We start from the raw sequence: 18,016 nt of genomic DNA on the forward strand, positions 1-18,016 counted from the left end.
CTTAATGCCTTCTCGAGGATTTTATGCTGACCGGCGCATTGTTAATTCTTGCCCCGTTGTTTCTGGGCTTTGCTTTGCCATTAAAGAATCGCCAGGCGATGACGGTGATCCATTACTCGGTGGAGGCACTGGTGTATTTCATTCTGGGCTTGCTTGGTCTTGGCCTGGGTCAGATGGAAGGCCTGGCGGACCAGCTGAGCGGTATGGCCGTGCAAGTACTGGTGCTGGTGGCCGCCCTGTTCGTGGCCAACATGGCTGGGTTGTGGCTGTTTCATCGCTGGCAGCCCATGGCGCCGGCTGAGGGCGAGGCCGTTGGCAACCCGAGTTACCGGCGGCTGTTCCTGGCGGGTCTGAAGCCTATGCTGGCGGTCCTGACGGGCCTGCTGGCGGGTTATTACCTGCTGCCGCCCCTGCCTATGGCCGAATCCATAGCCACGGGCGCATTGATGTTGCTGCTGTTTTTAATCGGCCTTCAGCTCCGGAATGCAGGATTGTCCTTGCGCAAATTGCTGATGAACCGGCAGGGATTGGGTATTGCACTGGCACTGACGCTCAGCTCATTGCTTGCCGGGGTTCTGCTGATCCCGATACTGGCATTGCCCTGGCACGATGTGCTGGCGCTGGCGTCCGGATTTGGCTGGTACTCGTTGTCGGGTATCGTCATCGGTGACGCCTTGGGGCCGGCCTGGGGTGGTGTCGCCTTCCTGAACGATGTCATCCGCGAGATCATCGCCCTGGCCATCATTCCCCTGCTGATCAGTGCCCGGCCGGCCATGGCGATCGGCTATGGCGGCGCTACCGCCATGGATTTCACGCTGCCAGTCATTCGTAGCAGCGGTGGCTTGGCATGCGTGCCTGTGGCGATTGCCTCTGGCTTCTTGCTGTCGTTCCTGTCACCGGTATTGATGGGGGTGTTTCTATCCCTCGGCTAACACCGCCGGGGTGGCGCTTGCCGATGCTTCGGTCGTGGGGAACCAGTTCAGGGCTTTGTACCATTGATCGGATAACCGTCGCACCGCACTGAGATCATCCAATGACCGTTCGCCGTTTTCGATGGGTAAGGACTGCTGGACAACTAATCTGAGCATGGAAGATTTCAGGCGATGGTAAGCATGTTCCGCCTCGGCGAATTGCTCCGGTGTAGCAACATCCGCTGAAATCAGCTGGCGAAGCTCGGTCAGATAGTCCGTTAGTTCCTGTCTAAGTGTTGCCCCTTCAGGCAAATCGACGGCTGCCCTTATGCGCAGGAGTGCTGGGGCTGAATAGATGGCTTCTGTTAGATAACGGCAGGTCACGAAACCACGGGCAAGCGCTTCGACAGTGCTGGCCTGCATTCTCTCGGAACGCAGCCTGGAAATGTAATCGGTGATTGCAGTGGTTAGATTCAGCGCAGCCTCGGACTTTGGCTGGATCTGGTGGACCTTCAAAGCTTCCCGGTCAATGCAGACCCTCAGTAGTCCGCGGGTGAGATCGATCAGGCGTTTCATTTCCTGGTCGACCGCGGCTATGGCCAGTTCCGGTGTTTTTACCAGTGTCTTGTCCAGATAACGGGGTTCGGCGTTGTCTTCTTCCTGGCCCCGAAACATGCGGCTCAGCAGGTGGGCAAATCGGGGAACGAACGGCAACATGATCATTGCGCCGAGCACATTGAACAGGGTGTGAAACAGCGCCAAGGATATTGCCGGGTGGGCGCCCAGCTCAAACCAGTTGGCCAGGGTGGCTACCAGCCACAACATTAAGGGTAATATCGCCAGGGCAATGAGGCCGGTGACCAGGTTAAAGATGACATGCCCGAGCGCCAACCTTCTGGCATTGGCCGTTGCGCCCAGCACCGCAAGGGCCGCGGTGGAGGTGGTGCCCAGATTGGCTCCGATGACGGCGGCAGCGGCGTTATCCAGAGTTAACAGGTTGCTGGCGGCGGCACTGAGAATGATGGCGAGGGCTGCGCTGGAGGACTGGGTCAGCATTGTCGCCAGCAAGCCGAAGAGGACATAAAGCGGTAATCCATAAGCTTGCCCCACTATCCCTTCACCGTTGAATTCGTCCGTCAGCCCGCCGAGCGAGTCTTTCAGCAGTGATAGCGCGAGGAAAAACAGGGCGAAACCAGCTAGCGCATCGCCTAAAGACTTACTGCGATGGCCTGGACCAAGCAGCTTGAGCGCCATCCGGTGGCGAGCAAGGGCATGGCGAAAGCCTCAATCTTTATGCCGAAACCAACCAGACTGACCAGCCAGCCGGTCATCGTAGTGCCGACGTTGGCACCAAAGACGACCCCCAGTGATTGGCTGATGTTCAGCAGGCCTGCATTGACAAAGCCGATGGTGGCAACGGTCACGGCACTGGAAGATTGCACAATGCCGGTGATGAGTACGCCGGTACCAAATCCTTTCAGTGGCGTCTTGGTCCAGACCCCAAGAATGTGGCGCAGTTGATGTCCCGCCGAATTTTTCAGTCCGTCGGTCATCATTCCCATGGCTAATAGAAACAAGGCCAAACCGCCGAGAATCTGGAAGAGAGTGTTAATCACTGGGATTCCGCCGCAGAGGTTTTATGACAGCTTAGCAGGCTGGTGTCAGGGGGCGTGACTGTGGGGAATGGCGGTGAGCAGGAGTGGAGTGCGCTTAGACCATGAATTTGCGGACGTCGATCCGGTAATCGGCCGGGTCGACTGCACGCAAAATACGGTCCTGAGTGCCGGGTTTGGCCAAATCCAGGGTCTCGACCGGAATCGCCATGCGAAACTTGGTGTGGTACATCACCCGGACGACCGGCAGGCGCTGGTCTTTCTCGTTGGCTTCCACTACAGCGGCCAGGCGGCCACTTTCGAGCAGAACCAGGCTGCCCACCGGATAAAGGCCGATGCAGCGAATGAACTGTTTGACCATGGTGGGGTCCAGGTGGTCGCCGCTCCACTCTACCAGTTTCTTCAGGCCCTGGGTGGGTGTGAGTCCCTTGTGGTAGACCCGGTCCGCGGTGATGGCGTCGTAGACGTCGGTGATGGCAACCATGCGTCCGTATTCGGAGATCTCATCGCCTTTCAGCCCCTCCGGATAGCCGGAGCCGTCCAGGCGTTCATGGTGCTGGGCAGCGGTGATTACGCTCAGTTCCCCGATGCCTTCGGTGCTGGCCAGGATATCCCGAGAGTGTCGGGCGTGCAGTTTCATGACTTCGAATTCCTCGGCGCTCAAACGCCCCGGCTTGTGCAGGATTTCATCCGGGGTCATTATTTTTCCGAGGTCGTGCAGCAAGGCACCCACGATTGTCTGGTGCAAAATGTCGGCGGGTAGGGATCGATAATTGCCGAACAGCGACATCAGCACACTAAGGTTGACCGAGTGTTCGAGCAGGTAGTTGTCTTTTTCCCGAATCCGGCCCAGGCAACCGAGCGCATTGGCGTTGCGCAGAACCGAGTTCTGAAGCTCGTCTGCAAGCTGATGAATAGGCGCGACTTCAACGGCGCCGCCAATCTTCACGTTATTCAGGAAACTGCCCACCAGTCCCTGAGCCTGGTTGTGGATGCGTTGCGCCACCACCAGCTCTTCTTCCATGGGAACGTGTGCTCTCAGACCTTGTGTTTGCTCGCCGGCCTGCTGCAAGGCGGCTTCGTTGCGGCGGTCTACTTCAGCGGCAGTTTCTGAATCCTGGGTGTCGAGCCCCCTGGACGCATCGATATAAACGAACGTGACCCCCATACGCCGGATCTTCTCGATGGTTTCCTCTTTTTTGATCACACCCTGCTTACGCTGGCTGTTGTGAGGAATCCAGTCGTTGTTGAGGTCGGTGATGTACATACCGACTCTCAGGGCAGATATGGGGATGCGCTTGATCATTGTTCCGGGAAGAACGTCCTCAAACTGTTGTGATAGGTCGTGGCTACCACCTCATCCAGCGGCAACTCCTTGACCTCGGCGATCTTCTCGGCCACGAACGGCAGATAGAACGGGGCGTTTTCGCGCCCGCGGTAAGGGACCGGTGTCAGGAAGGGTGCGTCCGTTTCCAGCAGAATCTGCTCGATGGGCGACATGCGCACGATGTCACGCACATTCTCCGCCTTGTTGAAGGTGGTGATGCCGTTAAAGCCCAGGCACCAGCCCTGATCCAGGGCGTACTGCGCCAAGCCTGGGCCGGAGGTGAAGCTGTGAATCACGCCCCGGCGGGTCAGCGACTGCTCGAATTCCTTGAGAATTTCGATGGTATCGTCATCCGCCTCACGGCTGTGGATAACCACGGGGCGATTGGTGTCACAGGCGATCTGCAGCTGACGCCGAAACACGTCCCGCTGTACGCTCCGGTCAGCGTTGTCGTAAAAGTAGTCCAGACCGATTTCACCGACCGCGACAATCTTGCTGTCACCGGCATGGGTGCGGATTTCCGCTTCTGTGGCGTCGGAGTACTGCTCAGCCTCATGGGGGTGAATACCTGGGTGCCATACAGCCACGGGGTCATGTTGCTCAGTTCCCGAACTCGGGCAAGGTTGTCCGGGGAGACCGCAATGGTGATCACTTTTTCAATATTGACCCGCTGACTTTGCTCCAGGGTTTCCTCTAGAGGGCGATCCTTGAGGTAATCCAGATGACAGTGGGTTTCAATGATTGGGTGATCGAAGACGGGAATCTCACGTCGTTTTTTACTCATTGCAGTACGGTCTACTCCATCGCAGTCACAGGAGACTGCTACGCTGAAAAATGAATGTGTAGATACTAACAGTTTGTACGACTGTTGGCCTCTATATAGACCATAGGAAATTTCCAGCATGTATATATCGGTTTTTGCAAAGCGTTGGCGTTTCAATACCGGCCTGGCCCGACTGGATGGTTACCCGACTGTGCTGGAAGAGGACGAGAATCTGCCGGCACTGGAGGCCAGTCTTGAAGAGATTGGGGAATACCAGCGACGGCTCTGGGCCAATCGGGCTCGGGCGTTGCTTCTGGTGATCCATGGCCCGGACACCAGCGGCAAGGACAGCCTGATCCGGACTCTGGCGACTTACACCGATCCTGCTGGCTTCCATGCCTGGTCGTTCAGTCGGCCCCGGGGCGCCGCCACCTGCCACGACTTCCTGTGGCGGGTGACGCCCCTGCTGCCAGGCTTCGGCGAAATGGTGGCGTTCAATCGCAGTCATCACGAGGCGGTTATGGCGGAGCGGGTCTGGCCGGTACACCCACCGGAGACCTACAATTGGCGCAGCCGCTACCGGTCCATCCGTAACTTTGAGCGCCACCTCGTGGAGGAGGGCACAACGGTGGTAAAAATCTGGCTGAACCTGTCGGAGGATGAGCATCGCCGCCGCTTGTTAACGCGTCTGGACAAACCCCGCAAGCGCTGGAAGTTCGAACAATCCGATATCGACGGCTGGGTAAAGCGGAGTCAGTATCAGACTTATGCGGAAGAGGCGCTTGCGCAGACTCATACCGCGGAAGCACCTTGGTTCATTGTACCTGGCGACCGAAAACCCCAGGCCCGGGCGATTGTGGCGGCGATTCTGGCCGAGCAGCTGCAACACCTTGCGCCGGATTATCCAAAAGAGGACCAGACGGTGCTTGATGAATACCGCAAGTTATTAGCCCGGAATGGGGTTAAATAGGGCTAAATGGGGGTAAGTTGGCCTAAGTTCCCCGAAATTCTGTTAAATGGCGGGACGTCACCAGTAAAGGGAGTTTTGCATGCGCATTGTTGTCGTCGGTGGTGGGGTCGTTGGTGTCACCACGGCGTACGAATTGAATCGCCGCGGTCACGAGGTGACAGTGCTGGAGCGACACTCAATCGCCGGTAATGAAACCAGCAAGGGTAACGCCGCCCAGCGTTCCTACGGAGTGGTTTACCCCTGGGCCGATCCGAAGATGGTGCTGAAAGCAGTGCCCTGGCTGCTGAAGCAAGACGGCCCACTGAAGTGGCGAATGCCGCCCTCCCTGGAAGCCATTCGCTTCATGATGTCCACCTTGCGTTACGCCTGGGCGCCTGGATTATTTGGGCTGAACCGCCGCGCCATGCTGCGATTGGGCGTGCACAGCCGGGAACGGTTCGAGGCTCTGGAAAACGAACTTGATCTGGCCTTCGATGGTGATCACCGTGGTTTGCTGCACCTGGCCAGCACCCCGGAGGCGCTGGATGGCTATCGCCAGACCCAAGGGCTGCTGGCGGAACTGGTATAGCGTCCCGATTGCTGACACCGGAGCAGGTACGCGCCGCCGAGCCGGGCATGGTTGGCAGTGGGCCCCTATACGGAGCCCTGAGTTATGACACCGATGGCACGGGCGACTGCCACCAGTTTTCCCAGGCGCTGGCCGGTGAATGCGAGGCCCGGGGTGTCCATTTTCGCTATCAGGTGGAAGCCCAGAGTCTGGTGGCCAATGACCATGCCGTTGAGGCTATTAACATCACCACCGAGGACGGTGACCGGGAGCTGATAGAGGCCGATGCCTTTGTTATTAGTGCCGGGTGCTGGTCCGATCATCTGGTTCGGCCATTGGGGTTGGGGTTGCCGATCTATCCGGTCAAAGGCTACAGCCTGACCGTGCCACTGAGTAACTCCGACCATGCGCCGGTTTCAACGGTTCATGATGACAACTACAAGGTGGTATCGACGGTTGGGGAATCGCCTGCGGGCCACTGGGTTTGTCGAGCTGGCGGACTTCAATCGGGACATTCCGGAGGCCCGGCTAGACACCATCCGGAAATCCGTGAACTCTCGGTTTCCCGGCTGTGCCGATCTGGAGGCCGCTGAAACCTGGACCGGTTTTCGCCCGATGACACCGGACGGCCCCGCCATCATTGGCCGTGGCCCGCGGGATAACCTGTTCCTCAATACCGGTCACGGCACCTTCGGCTGGACCTTGTCGGCCGGCAGTGCCGATCTGATTGCCCAGGTGATCGATGGCGAGGCGCCGTCAGTGTGCCTGGATGCCTTCCGCCCCGGTCGTTTCAGCGAGTAGCCGGTCAACGGCAGGAACTATTGGTTCAACGAGAGCAAAGGCCAATTGCATGACAGTACTTCCGGCCGCGAGTTTAAACGACCCTGCCGAATCGTTTTATAGCCACTGGATGGCGCTTAACGACTGGCTGCGTGAGCATCGTGGGTTTTGGCAGCCGGCGCCGTTCAAGGAGCCGGAACCGCCATGGGCCAGACAGTATCCGGACCTGGCCCGGCTCATCGCTAAGGTGAGTGACGAGCAATGTCAGATTTTGGAAGATGCACCAGCAAGGTTGGCGGCCATGGTCGGAGTGCAGGTGCCCTCGCTGGCACGATACGAGCACCTGACCGCAGTGGCCGATCTGCGACCGGCTGCGTCTGAGGTCAGTCAGGCCACCTTGCCGGAGGTTCGGGCGGCGGACATGCCGGGGCGCAAGCGCGGTCAGTCCGGTGCGTTTGCGGCGGCCATTCGGCCCCTGGAACAGTCGGTGCTGGACTGGTGCTGTGGCAAGGGCCATCTTGCTCGCACGCTGGCGGCGGTGTGCGAGGAGCCTGTTCAAGGACTGGAATGGAATGCCGAACTAGTGCGTGAAGGCAATCGGCTGGCGGTCAAATACGGCGATGCCGTATCGCTGCAGTGTCAGGATGTCCTGGCGGAAGATCTGGTCTTGCCGCCCGGATTCCACGGTGTCGCCCTGCACGCCTGTGGCGACCTGCACCGAGGCCTGATGCGCCGGGGCAGCGAGGCGGGTCTGCCCCGGTTGAGTGTCTCGCCTTGTTGTTATCATCTGACCGATGCGGATACTTATCGGCCAATGTCGCGTCGGGCGGTCAGCCATAATGGAATCCTGCTCTGTCCAAAAGTGACTTGCGCCTTGCGGTGCGGGAAACGGTGACCGCGCCGGCCCGGGTACGAGAGCAGACCCGGCTGGTGAGCCAGTGGCGATTGGGCTTTGATAGCCTGCAGCGGGAGTTACGGGGCGTGGATGAGTATCTGGCCGTGCCTTCGCATCCCTCCAAAGTGATCCATGAGGGCTTTGCTGGCTTCTGTCGCTGGGCCGCCAACAAGAAGGCAATAGCCTTGTCGCCGGATATCGACTTCGACGCCTGGGAAGCGGAGGGTGTTCGGCGTTGGCAGCAAGTGCGCCGCCACGAACTGGTTCGCCACCTGTTCCGCCGTCCGTTGGAGCTGTGGATGGTGCTGGACTACGCGCTCTACCTTGAGGAGCAGGGCTATCGGGTGCGGCTTGGGGAATTCTGTGACCGGTCCCTGACCCCTAGGAATCTTTTACTGGATGCGGTTAGGACTTCCCAAGCGGACAATTAAAAAAGGCGCCCATGAGGGCGCCTTTTTTGTTACTGCAGCAGTATTCGGCGTATCACTGCTTAACTTTGATACGAGCCTCAACCCGGCGATTAGTCGCGCGGCCTTCGGCCGTGTCGTTGGAGGCGATGGGCTGTGTTTCGCCATAGCCTGTGGCGCTGACGCGTGCCGGGTTTACCCCAAGGGCATCAGTCAGGCGTGCGGCGACGGCTTCGGCGCGCAGCTGCGACAGGTTCTGGTTGTAGTCCGCGGCGCCTGTGCTGTCGGAATGGCCGGCAATCTCAACGATGGTTTCAGGGTTGGCCTTCAGGAAGTCCGCAACCCGGCGAATTTCGTCATCGTACGAATCACCGATTTCGGCGCTGTTGAGCGGGAACTGTACTTCGATTTCGAAGGTCTCGATGGTCTTGGTGATGCCTTCGCAGCCTTTGGCATCTACCTTGGCGCCAGCAGCGGTGTTCGGGCATTCGTCGATGCTGTTTACAACGCCGTCGTTGTCGCTGTCGAGTTCACAGCCGCGACCATCCACTTTGGCACCGCGTGGGGTGTTGGGGCAGGCGTCACGGGCATCGACAACGCCATCCTGGTCGCCATCAAGCTGGCAACCGGTGCGGTCGACTTTGGCGCCGGCAGGCGTGTTGGGGCACTGGTCTGCGCTGTCGATAACGCCGTCGTTGTCAGCGTCGGGCGGTGGAGGTGTGGCGTGCACGAACGCCAGGCTCAGGCCCAGGGAAACCTGTGCGTCGAAGGTGCTGTCTTCAACGCCGTGGAATTTCCGAAGGTCGGCGCGCAGGGACACGATGTCGGTGATGTTGTAACGCACACCGGCGCCTACATTGAATCGGGTTTCATCGTGGTTGCTGCCTGCGGTTCGTGGCGCTGCTGCGTCAGTGCCGAAATCGGCATGACCGGCACCGGCTGACAGGTACGGGTTCCAGGCTTCTTCAGGCCCGGCGAAGTAGTAGATGGCGTCCATGCGGATTTCTTCGAAATCGGAAGAACCCAGCGCACCTTCGCGATCGGCATCGGCCCGGGAGAACAGGGCTTCCACAGCCCAATTTGGAGTGAAGCGGTATTCAGCACCCACACCAAACGTACCGGTCTCGCTGAGCTCACGCTCATTGTCGAAGAACTGGTAGGCGGTAAACGGATTGATGTAGGTGGTAGCCTGGCGGTCTTCAGCCATTGCCGGTGATGCCAAGGTAGCCGTGACGGCAGCCATGACACATGATCGCATGATGCTCATGCAGAGCCTCCTGTCGAGTGGGTAGTAAAGAGCCGCAGATGCGGTAACGTCGGGTAATCCGAGAATTGGGTCAGTACAGCTGAAAAAGGTAACTGGCACTGAGGGTTATATCTGTACTAGCACGCAACGGGAGGTCATTTGGTTCCAGTCGTTTTGGGCCTTTGGCGTAAAGCTGGAGATAAGCTGAAAGGGAAGCTGAGAAATCAAAGAACGGTCGTGGTGAGCAAAAAAAGCGCCCAGGGTAGTGAGCGCTTTTTAGTTGCTGAGATGTTAGCGCATTAACGCTGTACCTGGATGCGCGCCTCCACCCTGCGATTGGCTGCGCGGCCTTCGGCGGTGGTGTTGCTCGCTACGGGTTCTGTTTCACCGTAGCCCACTGCGGTAACGCGCTCGGGATCAATGCCGAGCGCGTCGGTAAGACGATCAGCAACGGCTTGGGCGCGGCGTTTGGACAGCGTCTGGTTGTAGTCCGCATCACCACGGTCGTCACTATGGCCACCAATTTCTACCACTGTCTCGGGGTGGGCCTTCACGAAATCGGCTACGCGACGAATTTCATTATCGTATTTGTTGCCAATAACGGAGCTGTTGGTCGGAAACTGTACCTCTACCTCGAAAGTTTCAATGGTTTCAGTCACACCTTCGCAACCGGTCGCATCGACATCCGCTCCGGCAGTGGTGTTCGGGCACTGGTCGGCACTGTTGACGACACCATCGTTGTCAGCGTCCAGCTCACATCCGGCAGTGTTCACGCTATGCCAGCCTTGGTGCCGGGGCACTGGTCACGGCTATCGATCACGCCATCGTTATCGCTATCTGCAGGCTTCGCGGGAACCGGGGCAGGAGTCGGAGCAGGAGAGGGGGATGTTGTGGTTCGGGCAAACGCCAGGCTGAAGCCAAGCGAAACCTGAGTGTCGAATGTGCTTTCGTCGATACCGTGGAATTCACGGAGATCCCCGCGCAGCGAGAATTTGTCTGTGACGTTGTATCGCACGCCGGTACCCACGTTCACGCGTGTTTCATCGTGGTTACTGCCGGAGGTGCCCATGCGGGACGAGTCGTTACCGAAATCAGCATGCCCGGCACCGAGCGATACGTAAGGGTTCCATTTTTCTTCCGGACCGGCAAAGTAGTAGGTGCCGTCCACACGAACTTCTTCAAAATCGGAATCGCCGCTGCCGTATTTATGGTCGGCGTTGGCGCGAGAGTACACGCCCTCAATCGCCCAGTGCGGCAGGAAGCGGTATTCAACGCCAAAACCGTAAGTGGCGCTCTCGTCCAGGGACCGTTTGTCATCAAAGTACTGAAATCCCGCAAAGGGGTTGATGTAAATCGTGTCCCGGCGTTCTTCGGCTATAGCTGGCGTGACCAACGTGGCGGCAACCGCAGCCATGGCACATGATCGCATGATGCTCATGCAGAACCTCCTGTCCGACTTTTTGAGTTGAGTTCGCAGGTGCGAAGCGGGCGCAGTTTGGCATAAACCTGCCGCATATTTTAGTGCTTAACTGTGCGCGCGCATTCGAAACTCATTATTTTTACGTAATAAAAGTCGGATTGGTTTCAGTCGTTTTAGGCCAAAGGCGAAAAATAAAGGTGAGCACTCTTTTTGCTGAAGTTCAGGGTGTCGCCGTTGTCGAAGCGTACCTCGAAGGCGCTTTCGTCTTCGCTGACCACGCTGCCGGCACCGAAGATGGCGTGGCTCAGGCGTTGTCGGTGCCAGAGCACGCTTGTGGAGTCGGTCTGGGTTACTTCAGAGCCGTTCAGGGAGATGCCCTCCCGTTCGGCGTAACGCAGACTCACGGGCGTGATCGGAGCCGACAGTTCGATGGCGCTGTCCGTTTTGTGGTTGCCTTCATCAAGCAGGCGCCCGAGTTCGTGGGCCAGATCGAAGCAGAATTCCTCGACAAACCGGCTCGGGCCCTGATCGCCCTCCAGGTGGGGTTGGGCACTCACCGGTCGGCTAAGCAGGTGTAACTGCTGGCGGGAACGGGTCATGGCGACGTACAGCAGGCGCCGTTCGCTTTCGAGGATCGCCCGGGCGTCGTCTTCGGCCCTTGGACTGTAAGGCAGGTACTTTTCCTGCAGGCCGGGGATGATCACCCGTGGCCACTCCAGCCCCTTGGTGCGGTGAATGGTGGAGAGCAAAACACCGCCCTGCTGGTTCTCGCCCGCCTGCTGTTTCAATGTTTTCAGATGATCCAGGGCACCATTGGCATCCACATCCAGACTTTTCAGGTACTCGCGGAAACCATGCACGGTGTCGATGCGTTCCTCGGCGCTCTCGTGAGTCAACGCCAGGCTGCGAATGCCTTCGTACAGGTCGGTGTGCTCGGCATACCCGCTGATCAGTCCGGCCACCGGGCCCTTGTAATCGCGCAGCTGGGCCAGTACCTCGCCGAGTTTTCGAAGCTTGCGACCGGCCATGGGTGACAGAGCGTCGTAGTCCATGGCTAGCAGGCGTTCGTGCCAGTCGTTGGCGAAGCCGGACAGGAAACGGGCCAGCTGTTCCAGTTCCGGTTCTTTCAGGCCCACGTGCGGGAAACGCAGTAACTGTCGTGCTACCTCGAGCCGGTCGGTGTCAGGCAGGTTGCTCAATCGGCCGGTCACTACCATCAGCACGGAGATGATGGCCTGAACCTCCCGGCTGAACAGGGCGCCCTTGCCGGCGTCGATGCGGTAAGGAATCTGCCGGGCCAGCAGTTTCAGCTCGATCGGCACGCTCTGGCTCCAGACCCGGAACAGAATGGCGGTGTCGCTGAGGTTTGCCTCTGGTGTCTGCTGCAGAATCCGGACAACGGCGTCGCTGTCACTGTCGACCCGGTGCAGCTCCACTTCAGTGGCGGGTGTTGAGGGGTGAGAGTGGCACAGCACATCTTTGCGACCGGTGTTGTGGCAGATCAGATGATTGGCCAGCAGGGCTACTCGGTGACCGTAGCGAAAGGTGTAGCTGAGCGTCTGCTCCAGCGGGCTCTCAAATTCGTCGCTGAACCGTTTCAGGATGAATTCCGGCTTGGCGCCCCGGAATTCGTAGATGGTCTGGTCGGGATCGCCAACCACGGTGACCCGGGCCCGGTCACCGGCCACATAGCGCAGCAGCAGATGCTGGATTTCGTTGGTGTCCTGATACTCGTCGACCAGAATAAGGTCCATCTTGTTACCCACCAACCGCTGAAGTGGCGGATTCTGGTGAATTGCCATCACCGGCTCGTAGAGCATGTCGGCGTAGCTGATGCGGCTCTGGCTTTTGCGCCATTGTTCGAAGCTGTGGAACAGGTCGATCAGGTATCGGTGCTTGTCGGCGTACCCCAGCTCTTCGAACACGATTTCCGCTGGCGACAAGGTCGTTTTCACCAGATCAATGAAGCCGGTGGCGGTTTCCACGAAATCCTTCTTGTTGCGGCGAATCTCGTCGGCCAGGTCCTCGGGCGCCAGGCGGCGGGTCAGTTGCCAGGCCTGGAAGCTAATTTCCTGTTCGGTCAGGATCTTGTCTGAAAAGCCCGGCAGGTAGCCCTCGCGGACGAATCGTTTGTACAGCCGTAACCCCATGGCGTGATAGGTGCGGATCTCCGGCAGTGCCAGCCCGCTCTGGTGGCAGACCTCCTGGAGTTTGCGTCCGAAATCCACCCGCGCGCTGCGGTTGAACATCAGTACCAGCATGCGATCCGGATCGTGGCCTTGTTGCAGCAGGTAGCGAATGCGCCAGGCGAGAGTGGAGGTCTTGCCGCTACCAGCTACGGCGGTGATAACGGAGTGCTCGTAACCGGCGGTGATGATCGCCCGTTGCTCGTCGGTGAGAAAATCTGGCAGATCGAGGGCGGCGTGTTGGGGTTTGGTTGGCATAGGGCGTATTGTACTGGCCAACTGGTAGAGCGGGTACCCGTCCCGCATAATTGAAAAAACCTATTCAAAGTCATTTAACTACAACTCCGGGACCTGTCGCAGCCTTTTGGTTCGCTTTCCAAAACCCGCTCAAGCACGTCCATGTGACGCTTGAGCTCCGCCATCCATGGCTCCGCACAGTTTTGGAAAGCCGAACCAAAAGCCTGCTCACTTCTGGAGATAGAGGACAAACCCATGCAAATATCCGAATCCGTCAACGTACTTGGCGAAACCCTGGAAACCTGTGGCACCGATCCGAAAACCGGGTTCTACCGTGACGGCTGCTGCAACACCGGACCAGACGACCTGGGCTTTCACACCGTATGCGCGGTGGTTACCGATGCGTTTCTTGAATTCTCCAAAGCCAAGGGCAACGACCTGAGCACACCCCGGCCAGAATTCGGTTTCCCTGGCCTGCGGGAAGGTGACAGCTGGTGCCTGTGCGCGGCGCGCTGGCAGGAAGCCTTTGAAGCCGGCGCCGCCCCGCGGGTGCGGTTGAGGGCGACTCATCAGGCTACTCTGGAAATGTGCGAACTGAACGACCTGAAACGTCATTCGGTGGATCTCAGCTAATGACTCCGGGTGTGCTCACGGCTGAGGAACTCGGCGCCTGGCAGTTATTCCAGCGTGGGCTGGTGCGGCGTGGTGAGCGCCGTCTTGTGCTGATTGAGGGTGGGCGCGCCCAGGCTCTGAGCTGGCTGGCGACGCTGTTGCCAGCGCTGGCCAAGGAGACTGGTGTCTGGGTGGGGGCTGACGCGGATCGGCCCGATTCAGCATTAACACCCATCGCATCCAAGCAAATTCGGCAATGGCTGGGCCGTGAGACTTCGGTGGTGGTCTGGGATGGCTGGCACGGCAATCCGCCAGATGCCTTTGCCGCTCTGTCGGGCACGCTGAAGGCGGGAGGCCTGCTGTTCTGGCTGATGCCGCCCCTGGATGAGTGGTCGAATTTCCCCGATCCGGATTACGCCCGAACCGGTCTGGATGACCTTCCTGAGCATCCCTTTGCCGCGCGAATGGCGGATTTGCTGGCGGCTGACTCAGAGGTAACTCGGGTAAAACCTGGCCAGTCGGCGTCAGTTGCTCTGCCCGTGCTGGCGGAACCGGATCAGCCATTTTCCGTGCAGACGACCGATGATCAGCGTGATCTGATTGATCGATTGGTGCGGTTTGGTCTGGGGCGGCGCCGCCGGCCAGTGGTTGTCACGGCGGACCGGGGCCGTGGTAAATCCGCAGCCCTGGGGATGGCCGCGGCCGAATTGCTGCGCCAGGGCCGGCGCCAGATTCTGGTAACTGCGCCGTCTCGGGACAATGTGGCGACACTGTTTCGCCACGCCCAGCACAGCCTTGGCGACGATATCCTCACAGTAACAGCGTCGACACTCGAAACCCGTGCGGGTGGCGGCGTGCGGTTCCTGGCTGCTCGGGATCTGCTGGCGGAGAAGCCGGAAGCCGAGGTGGTGCTGGTGGATGAGGCGGCAGCCCTGCCAGCGCCGCTGTTGAAGCAGATTTTGTTGGGTTGGCCACGGGTGGCTTTTGCGTCCACCGTGCATGGCTATGAGGGTGCCGGCCGTGGTTTCGCCATTCGTTTCCGGCAGGTTCTGGATCGGGAAACACCGCACTGGCAAGCGATGACTCTTAGCGCTCCGATTCGCTGGTCCGCCACCGATGCCCTGGAACCGTTAATCTCCCGCCTGTTCCTGCTGGCGGCTGAAAGTCCTGAGTTGGCGCCCGAGACCTTGGACGCAGCCGACGTCATTATCGAACCCATTGAGCCCCGGCACTTGGACGATCAACAATTGTCGGAGGCGTTCGGGTTGTTGGTGGACGCGCACTACCGCACTACGCCAGCGGATCTCCGGCAATGGCTGGATGCGACAGCTGTGCGCAGTTGGCGCGCCCGGGTTGGTAATACTACCGTGGGAATTCTCTGGGGTGTAATTGAGGGTGGCCTCAGCCTGAACTGGCGGAACAGGTAACCCTGGGTCAACGACGGCTTCGTGGTCACCTGTTGCCGCAATCGCTGGCCAGTCACAGCGGGTTCCCGGAAGCAGCCAGTCAGCAATGCTTGCGAATTACCCGGATTGCTGTGGCTGACCAGGCTCGTCGGCTGGGTGTTGGCCGCCGGTTGGTGGCTGCGGCAAGGCAGGCCGTCATGCAGGAAGGTCTGGATACGCTTGGCACCAGCTTTGGTGGCAGTGAGGAATTGCTGCAGTTCTGGCGTGCCTGCGATTTGGTCCCGGTGCGCCTGGGCCTGAATCAGGAAGCTAGCAGCGGCGAGTATCCGCTGCAGATGCTGGACGGCCTCAGTGCTGTCGGCCAGGAGCTGGTTGCGCGCCTGCAGCAACGCCTGGCCGAACACTGGCCAACCTTGCTGCCGTTGCCTGGCCGGCGCTGAATGCCCGGCTGGCGGCAGCCCTGAGTGCTCAGTTGCCTGCCACCAGTCGTCTCTGTGACGATGACCGGCGAGACTTGCACAGTTTTGCCCATGGCCATCGTGGCTTTCTGCTCTCGTTGCCTGTCCTGCGTAAGACCTGTGCCGTGTCGGGCGTGGCCTCCTGGCTGGAAGCCCAGGACGAATTGCCGCTGTGGATTGCTGCCGTCCAGCAACAACAGAGCTGGCCGACGCTGCAGGGGCAGGGCCTGTGTCTGGGGCAGCGCGATGGAGAAGATCGACTGCGGGCATTGGTTCGTCAACTTCTGCAAAACGGCCCGGAGTTGTGACCCGCTCGATTTAATTCTGCCGCGCCGCTGCCCAGAATAGGCTCACTCCAAACCGATTGAGACCGTTTGTTATGGCCAAGGGAACCGGCTACTCCCGCTGTCTGTTGTTGTCCTGTGTTGTGATCTTCGCTTGGCTGTCCGGCTGCGCCACCTCCGTTGAACCCACCAATCTGACCCAGGAAACCTCTACCATTGCCGCCACGCCGTTGATGGCGGCAGCCGCCTCTGGAAACCTGGATCGGGTCGCGGCACTGACTGAAGCGGGTGAATCACTCAATACTCTGACCGAAAACGGCTCGCCACTGATGGCTGCGGTTGCGGCCAAACAAGATCGGATTGTCTGGTATCTGCTGTCGGAGGGGGCGGCGCCGGATTTGGCTGCAGTGGGTGCCCAAACGCCGTTGATGGTGGCGTCGGCGCAGGGGAGTCGGCGTCTGGTGCAATTACTGTTATCGGCCGGGGCCCAGGTTAATGCCAGCAACGCTGATGGCTATAGCCCGGTCATGCGTGCCGCTGAGCAGGGCCATTTGTCCGTGGTGAAGGTACTGCTGGCGGCGGGGGCGAACGTTAATGTCAGTCAGGGCGGTGAGTCGTTGCTGATGAAGATTGTTGGCAGTGGCGACCTGCTGACCGCAGAAATGCTGTTGGCCGCAGGCGCTGATGTGAACTATCGGTCGCCGCAAGGCCGCACGGCGCTGGATGTGGCCCGGGCCAACAACAGTCAGGATCTTGATATGTTGCTGGTCCAGGCGGGCGCCAGGCACTAAGCCTCAGCCGAGCTGCATGGGGTCGGTCTGGTCGTCCCATTCCGGTTGAAAGTGTGCCTCCACTACCTCGGCGGGAACGTCGCTAACCGAGTTGTACGACCAGATTGGTCGTTGATCCTTGTCCACCAATCGCGCCCGAATGCCTTCCGGCAGATCCGGGCGCCGAGTGCATTCCATCGCCATCGCCAATTCCATGCGCAGCACATCCTTGAAGGACATTTGCTGGGCTTTTTGGAGTTGGCTCCAAACCAGCCAGGCCGTAACCGGGCAGCCGCTCCGCAGGTTGCTCATGCAGGCATTCCACCATTCGCTGTCGATTTCCGCTGACAGCAGTTGGTCGACAATTTCCGGCAGTTCATCACCTGCGCTCAGCCGGGCAATGTGCTGTTCGTGCTGCTCCAGATTGCTGCGCTGAAGGCTGCGATAGTCCGGAGCATGCATCTGGCTCAACAGCCGGAACAGACGGTTGTCATCTGCGGCTGCCTGGCCGGTCCAGCGTTGGTCCTGCAAGGTGCGGAGCATGAGGTCGCGGTCTTCCGGCTGCAACACCATGTCGGCGAGGCCAATTCGAATACTGTCGGTAATGTTCAGCCGCGCCCCGGTCAGGCCCATGAAAAGACCGATCCGGCCCGGCAGGCGGTTCAGAAACCAGCTGGCGCCGACGTCGGGAAACAGTCCAATCGAGATTTCGGGCATGGCCATGGTCACGTCCGGCGTTGCCAGCCGGTAGCGGCAGGCCGACAACAGTCCGAGACCACCACCCATGACCGCACCGTGGGCTACGCCCACCACTGGTTTCGGAAACCGGTGCAAGCTGTCGATCAGTCGGTACTCATTGGTGAAAAAGCGTGCCGGTGCATCGGGTTCGCCAGCGCCACGGATAGCGCTGTACAGCTTGCGGATATTGCCACCGGCGCAAAACGCTCGCTCCCCTTCGCCCTGCAGCACCACCAGGCAGATCTGGTCGTCCTCCGCCCAGCCGTCGAGGGCGCATTGGAGGTCATTGACCATGGCCTCTGTGAGCGAGTTGAGTGAGGCGGGGGCATTCAGTGTCAGCAGGCCAATTCGGCCTTCCAGGCATTCAAGTTCCTGAACTGCTATGGACATTGAGGGAGTCTCCGGTGTTCGAGAATCATCTGGGCGCAAAAGCTATTGTTTTAACG

Annotated in this window: 15 protein-coding genes and 3 pseudogenes; 10 read left to right on the forward strand and 8 right to left on the reverse strand. The window is 59.4% G+C overall.

Features of this window, described 5'->3' with window-relative positions; all coding sequences use genetic code 11:
• The first annotated feature begins 23 nt into the window (after positions 1-23).
• A complete protein-coding gene (locus AU14_RS07505) occupies positions 24-932 on the forward strand; it encodes a lysine exporter LysO family protein (protein WP_041340006.1) in 909 nt (302 codons plus the stop codon).
• Here the strand turns inward: AU14_RS07505 and AU14_RS07510 are convergent.
• The 4 genes and pseudogenes from AU14_RS07510 to AU14_RS07520 form a co-directional block, all read right to left on the reverse strand.
• Entirely contained in the window at positions 918-2,165 is a 1,248-nt protein-coding gene (locus AU14_RS07510) for a Na/Pi symporter (protein WP_236744530.1), read from the reverse strand. The genes AU14_RS07505 and AU14_RS07510 overlap by 15 nt on opposite strands.
• A complete protein-coding gene (locus AU14_RS21095) occupies positions 2,120-2,527 on the reverse strand; it encodes a Na/Pi symporter (protein WP_236744531.1) in 408 nt (135 codons plus the stop codon). The genes AU14_RS07510 and AU14_RS21095 overlap by 46 nt, the downstream gene beginning before the upstream one ends.
• Before the next feature lie 94 nt (positions 2,528-2,621).
• Positions 2,622-3,830: an HD-GYP domain-containing protein gene (locus tag AU14_RS07515; protein ID WP_041340007.1), complete on the reverse strand. Its 1,209-nt coding sequence runs from the start codon at positions 3,828-3,830 to the stop codon at positions 2,622-2,624.
• Positions 3,827-4,635, reverse strand: a pseudogene (locus AU14_RS07520) (TatD family hydrolase). Before AU14_RS07520 ends, AU14_RS07515 begins: the two are co-directional and overlap by 4 nt.
• Positions 4,636-4,753: 118 nt before the next feature.
• Here AU14_RS07520 and AU14_RS07525 point away from each other — a divergent pair.
• The 4 genes and pseudogenes from AU14_RS07525 (at position 4,754) to AU14_RS21100 (ending at position 8,237) form a co-directional block, all read left to right on the forward strand.
• Positions 4,754-5,584 (forward strand): polyphosphate kinase 2 family protein, encoded by an 831-nt coding sequence (locus AU14_RS07525; RefSeq protein WP_041340009.1) that lies wholly within the window; start codon positions 4,754-4,756, stop codon positions 5,582-5,584.
• Between the two features lie 79 nt (positions 5,585-5,663).
• A pseudogene (locus AU14_RS07530) lies at positions 5,664-6,932 on the forward strand (D-amino acid dehydrogenase).
• Between the two features lie 49 nt (positions 6,933-6,981).
• Complete coding sequence (locus tag AU14_RS07535; protein ID WP_236744533.1) at positions 6,982-7,806, forward strand: methyltransferase; 825 nt, start codon at positions 6,982-6,984, stop codon at positions 7,804-7,806.
• Positions 7,803-8,237 carry a hypothetical protein gene (locus AU14_RS21100; protein ID WP_236744534.1) on the forward strand — a complete coding sequence of 145 codons (435 nt, stop codon included), beginning with the start codon at positions 7,803-7,805 and terminating at the stop codon, positions 8,235-8,237. Before AU14_RS07535 ends, AU14_RS21100 begins: the two co-directional genes overlap by 4 nt.
• A gap of 52 nt (positions 8,238-8,289) precedes the next feature.
• Here the strand turns inward: AU14_RS21100 and AU14_RS07540 are convergent, their stop codons facing one another.
• From AU14_RS07540 to AU14_RS07550, 3 genes and pseudogenes are all read right to left on the reverse strand, one after another.
• Positions 8,290-9,480 (reverse strand): outer membrane beta-barrel domain-containing protein, encoded by a 1,191-nt coding sequence (locus AU14_RS07540; RefSeq protein WP_041340010.1) that lies wholly within the window; start codon positions 9,478-9,480, stop codon positions 8,290-8,292.
• 278 nt (positions 9,481-9,758) lie between these two features.
• Positions 9,759-10,897: pseudogene (locus tag AU14_RS07545) on the reverse strand (OmpA family protein).
• Positions 10,898-11,052: 155 nt separating this feature from the next.
• On the reverse strand, positions 11,053-13,371 hold the full coding sequence (locus AU14_RS07550) for an ATP-dependent helicase (RefSeq protein ID WP_041340013.1): 2,319 nt from the start codon (positions 13,369-13,371) through the stop codon (positions 11,053-11,055).
• Between the two features lie 186 nt (positions 13,372-13,557).
• Here AU14_RS07550 and AU14_RS07555 point away from each other — a divergent pair, with 186 nt between their 5' ends.
• The 5 genes from AU14_RS07555 (at position 13,558) to AU14_RS07565 (ending at position 16,853) form a co-directional block, all read left to right on the forward strand.
• Positions 13,558-13,935 (forward strand): DUF2237 family protein, encoded by a 378-nt coding sequence (locus tag AU14_RS07555; protein ID WP_041340016.1) that lies wholly within the window; start codon positions 13,558-13,560, stop codon positions 13,933-13,935.
• Positions 13,935-15,341, forward strand: a complete 1,407-nt coding sequence (locus AU14_RS07560) for a tRNA(Met) cytidine acetyltransferase TmcA domain-containing protein (RefSeq protein ID WP_236744536.1) — start codon at positions 13,935-13,937, stop codon at positions 15,339-15,341. Before AU14_RS07555 ends, AU14_RS07560 begins: the two co-directional genes overlap by 1 nt.
• 32 nt (positions 15,342-15,373) lie before the next feature.
• Positions 15,374-15,760, forward strand: a complete 387-nt coding sequence (locus AU14_RS21105) for a GNAT family N-acetyltransferase (RefSeq protein ID WP_236744537.1) — start codon at positions 15,374-15,376, stop codon at positions 15,758-15,760.
• Between the two features lie 32 nt (positions 15,761-15,792).
• The gene (locus tag AU14_RS21110) at positions 15,793-16,086 is read left to right on the forward strand and encodes a tRNA-binding protein (RefSeq protein WP_236744538.1); all 294 of its coding nucleotides are present in this window, start codon (positions 15,793-15,795) and stop codon (positions 16,084-16,086) included.
• A 71-nt stretch (positions 16,087-16,157) separates the two neighbouring features.
• Positions 16,158-16,853: an ankyrin repeat domain-containing protein gene (locus AU14_RS07565; protein WP_041340018.1), complete on the forward strand. Its 696-nt coding sequence runs from the start codon at positions 16,158-16,160 to the stop codon at positions 16,851-16,853.
• Positions 16,854-16,856: 3 nt separating this feature from the next.
• Here the strand turns inward: AU14_RS07565 and AU14_RS07570 are convergent, their stop codons facing one another.
• A complete protein-coding gene (locus AU14_RS07570) occupies positions 16,857-17,960 on the reverse strand; it encodes an enoyl-CoA hydratase/isomerase family protein (protein WP_041340021.1) in 1,104 nt (367 codons plus the stop codon).
• Positions 17,961-18,016: the final 56 nt, after the last annotated feature.

The organism is Marinobacter similis, from assembly GCF_000830985.1.
In the GTDB taxonomy this organism is placed as follows: Bacteria; Pseudomonadota; Gammaproteobacteria; order Pseudomonadales; family Oleiphilaceae; genus Marinobacter; species Marinobacter similis.

Coding starts and splice junctions, on each gene's coding strand:
- AU14_RS07560 (WP_236744536.1), top strand. CDS start 13,935: ATGACTCCGGGTGTGCTCACGGCTGAGGAACTCGGCGCCTGGCAGTTA.
- AU14_RS07525 (WP_041340009.1), top strand. CDS start 4,754: ATGTATATATCGGTTTTTGCAAAGCGTTGGCGTTTCAATACCGGCCTG.
- AU14_RS07505 (WP_041340006.1), top strand. CDS start 24: ATGCTGACCGGCGCATTGTTAATTCTTGCCCCGTTGTTTCTGGGCTTT.
- AU14_RS07510 (WP_236744530.1), bottom strand. CDS start 2,165: ATGGCGCTCAAGCTGCTTGGTCCAGGCCATCGCAGTAAGTCTTTAGGC.
- AU14_RS07535 (WP_236744533.1), top strand. CDS start 6,982: ATGACAGTACTTCCGGCCGCGAGTTTAAACGACCCTGCCGAATCGTTT.
- AU14_RS07570 (WP_041340021.1), bottom strand. CDS start 17,960: ATGTCCATAGCAGTTCAGGAACTTGAATGCCTGGAAGGCCGAATTGGC.
- AU14_RS07565 (WP_041340018.1), top strand. CDS start 16,158: ATGGCCAAGGGAACCGGCTACTCCCGCTGTCTGTTGTTGTCCTGTGTT.
- AU14_RS07555 (WP_041340016.1), top strand. CDS start 13,558: ATGCAAATATCCGAATCCGTCAACGTACTTGGCGAAACCCTGGAAACC.
- AU14_RS07540 (WP_041340010.1), bottom strand. CDS start 9,480: ATGAGCATCATGCGATCATGTGTCATGGCTGCCGTCACGGCTACCTTG.
- AU14_RS07515 (WP_041340007.1), bottom strand. CDS start 3,830: ATGATCAAGCGCATCCCCATATCTGCCCTGAGAGTCGGTATGTACATC.
- AU14_RS07550 (WP_041340013.1), bottom strand. CDS start 13,371: ATGCGGGACGGGTACCCGCTCTACCAGTTGGCCAGTACAATACGCCCT.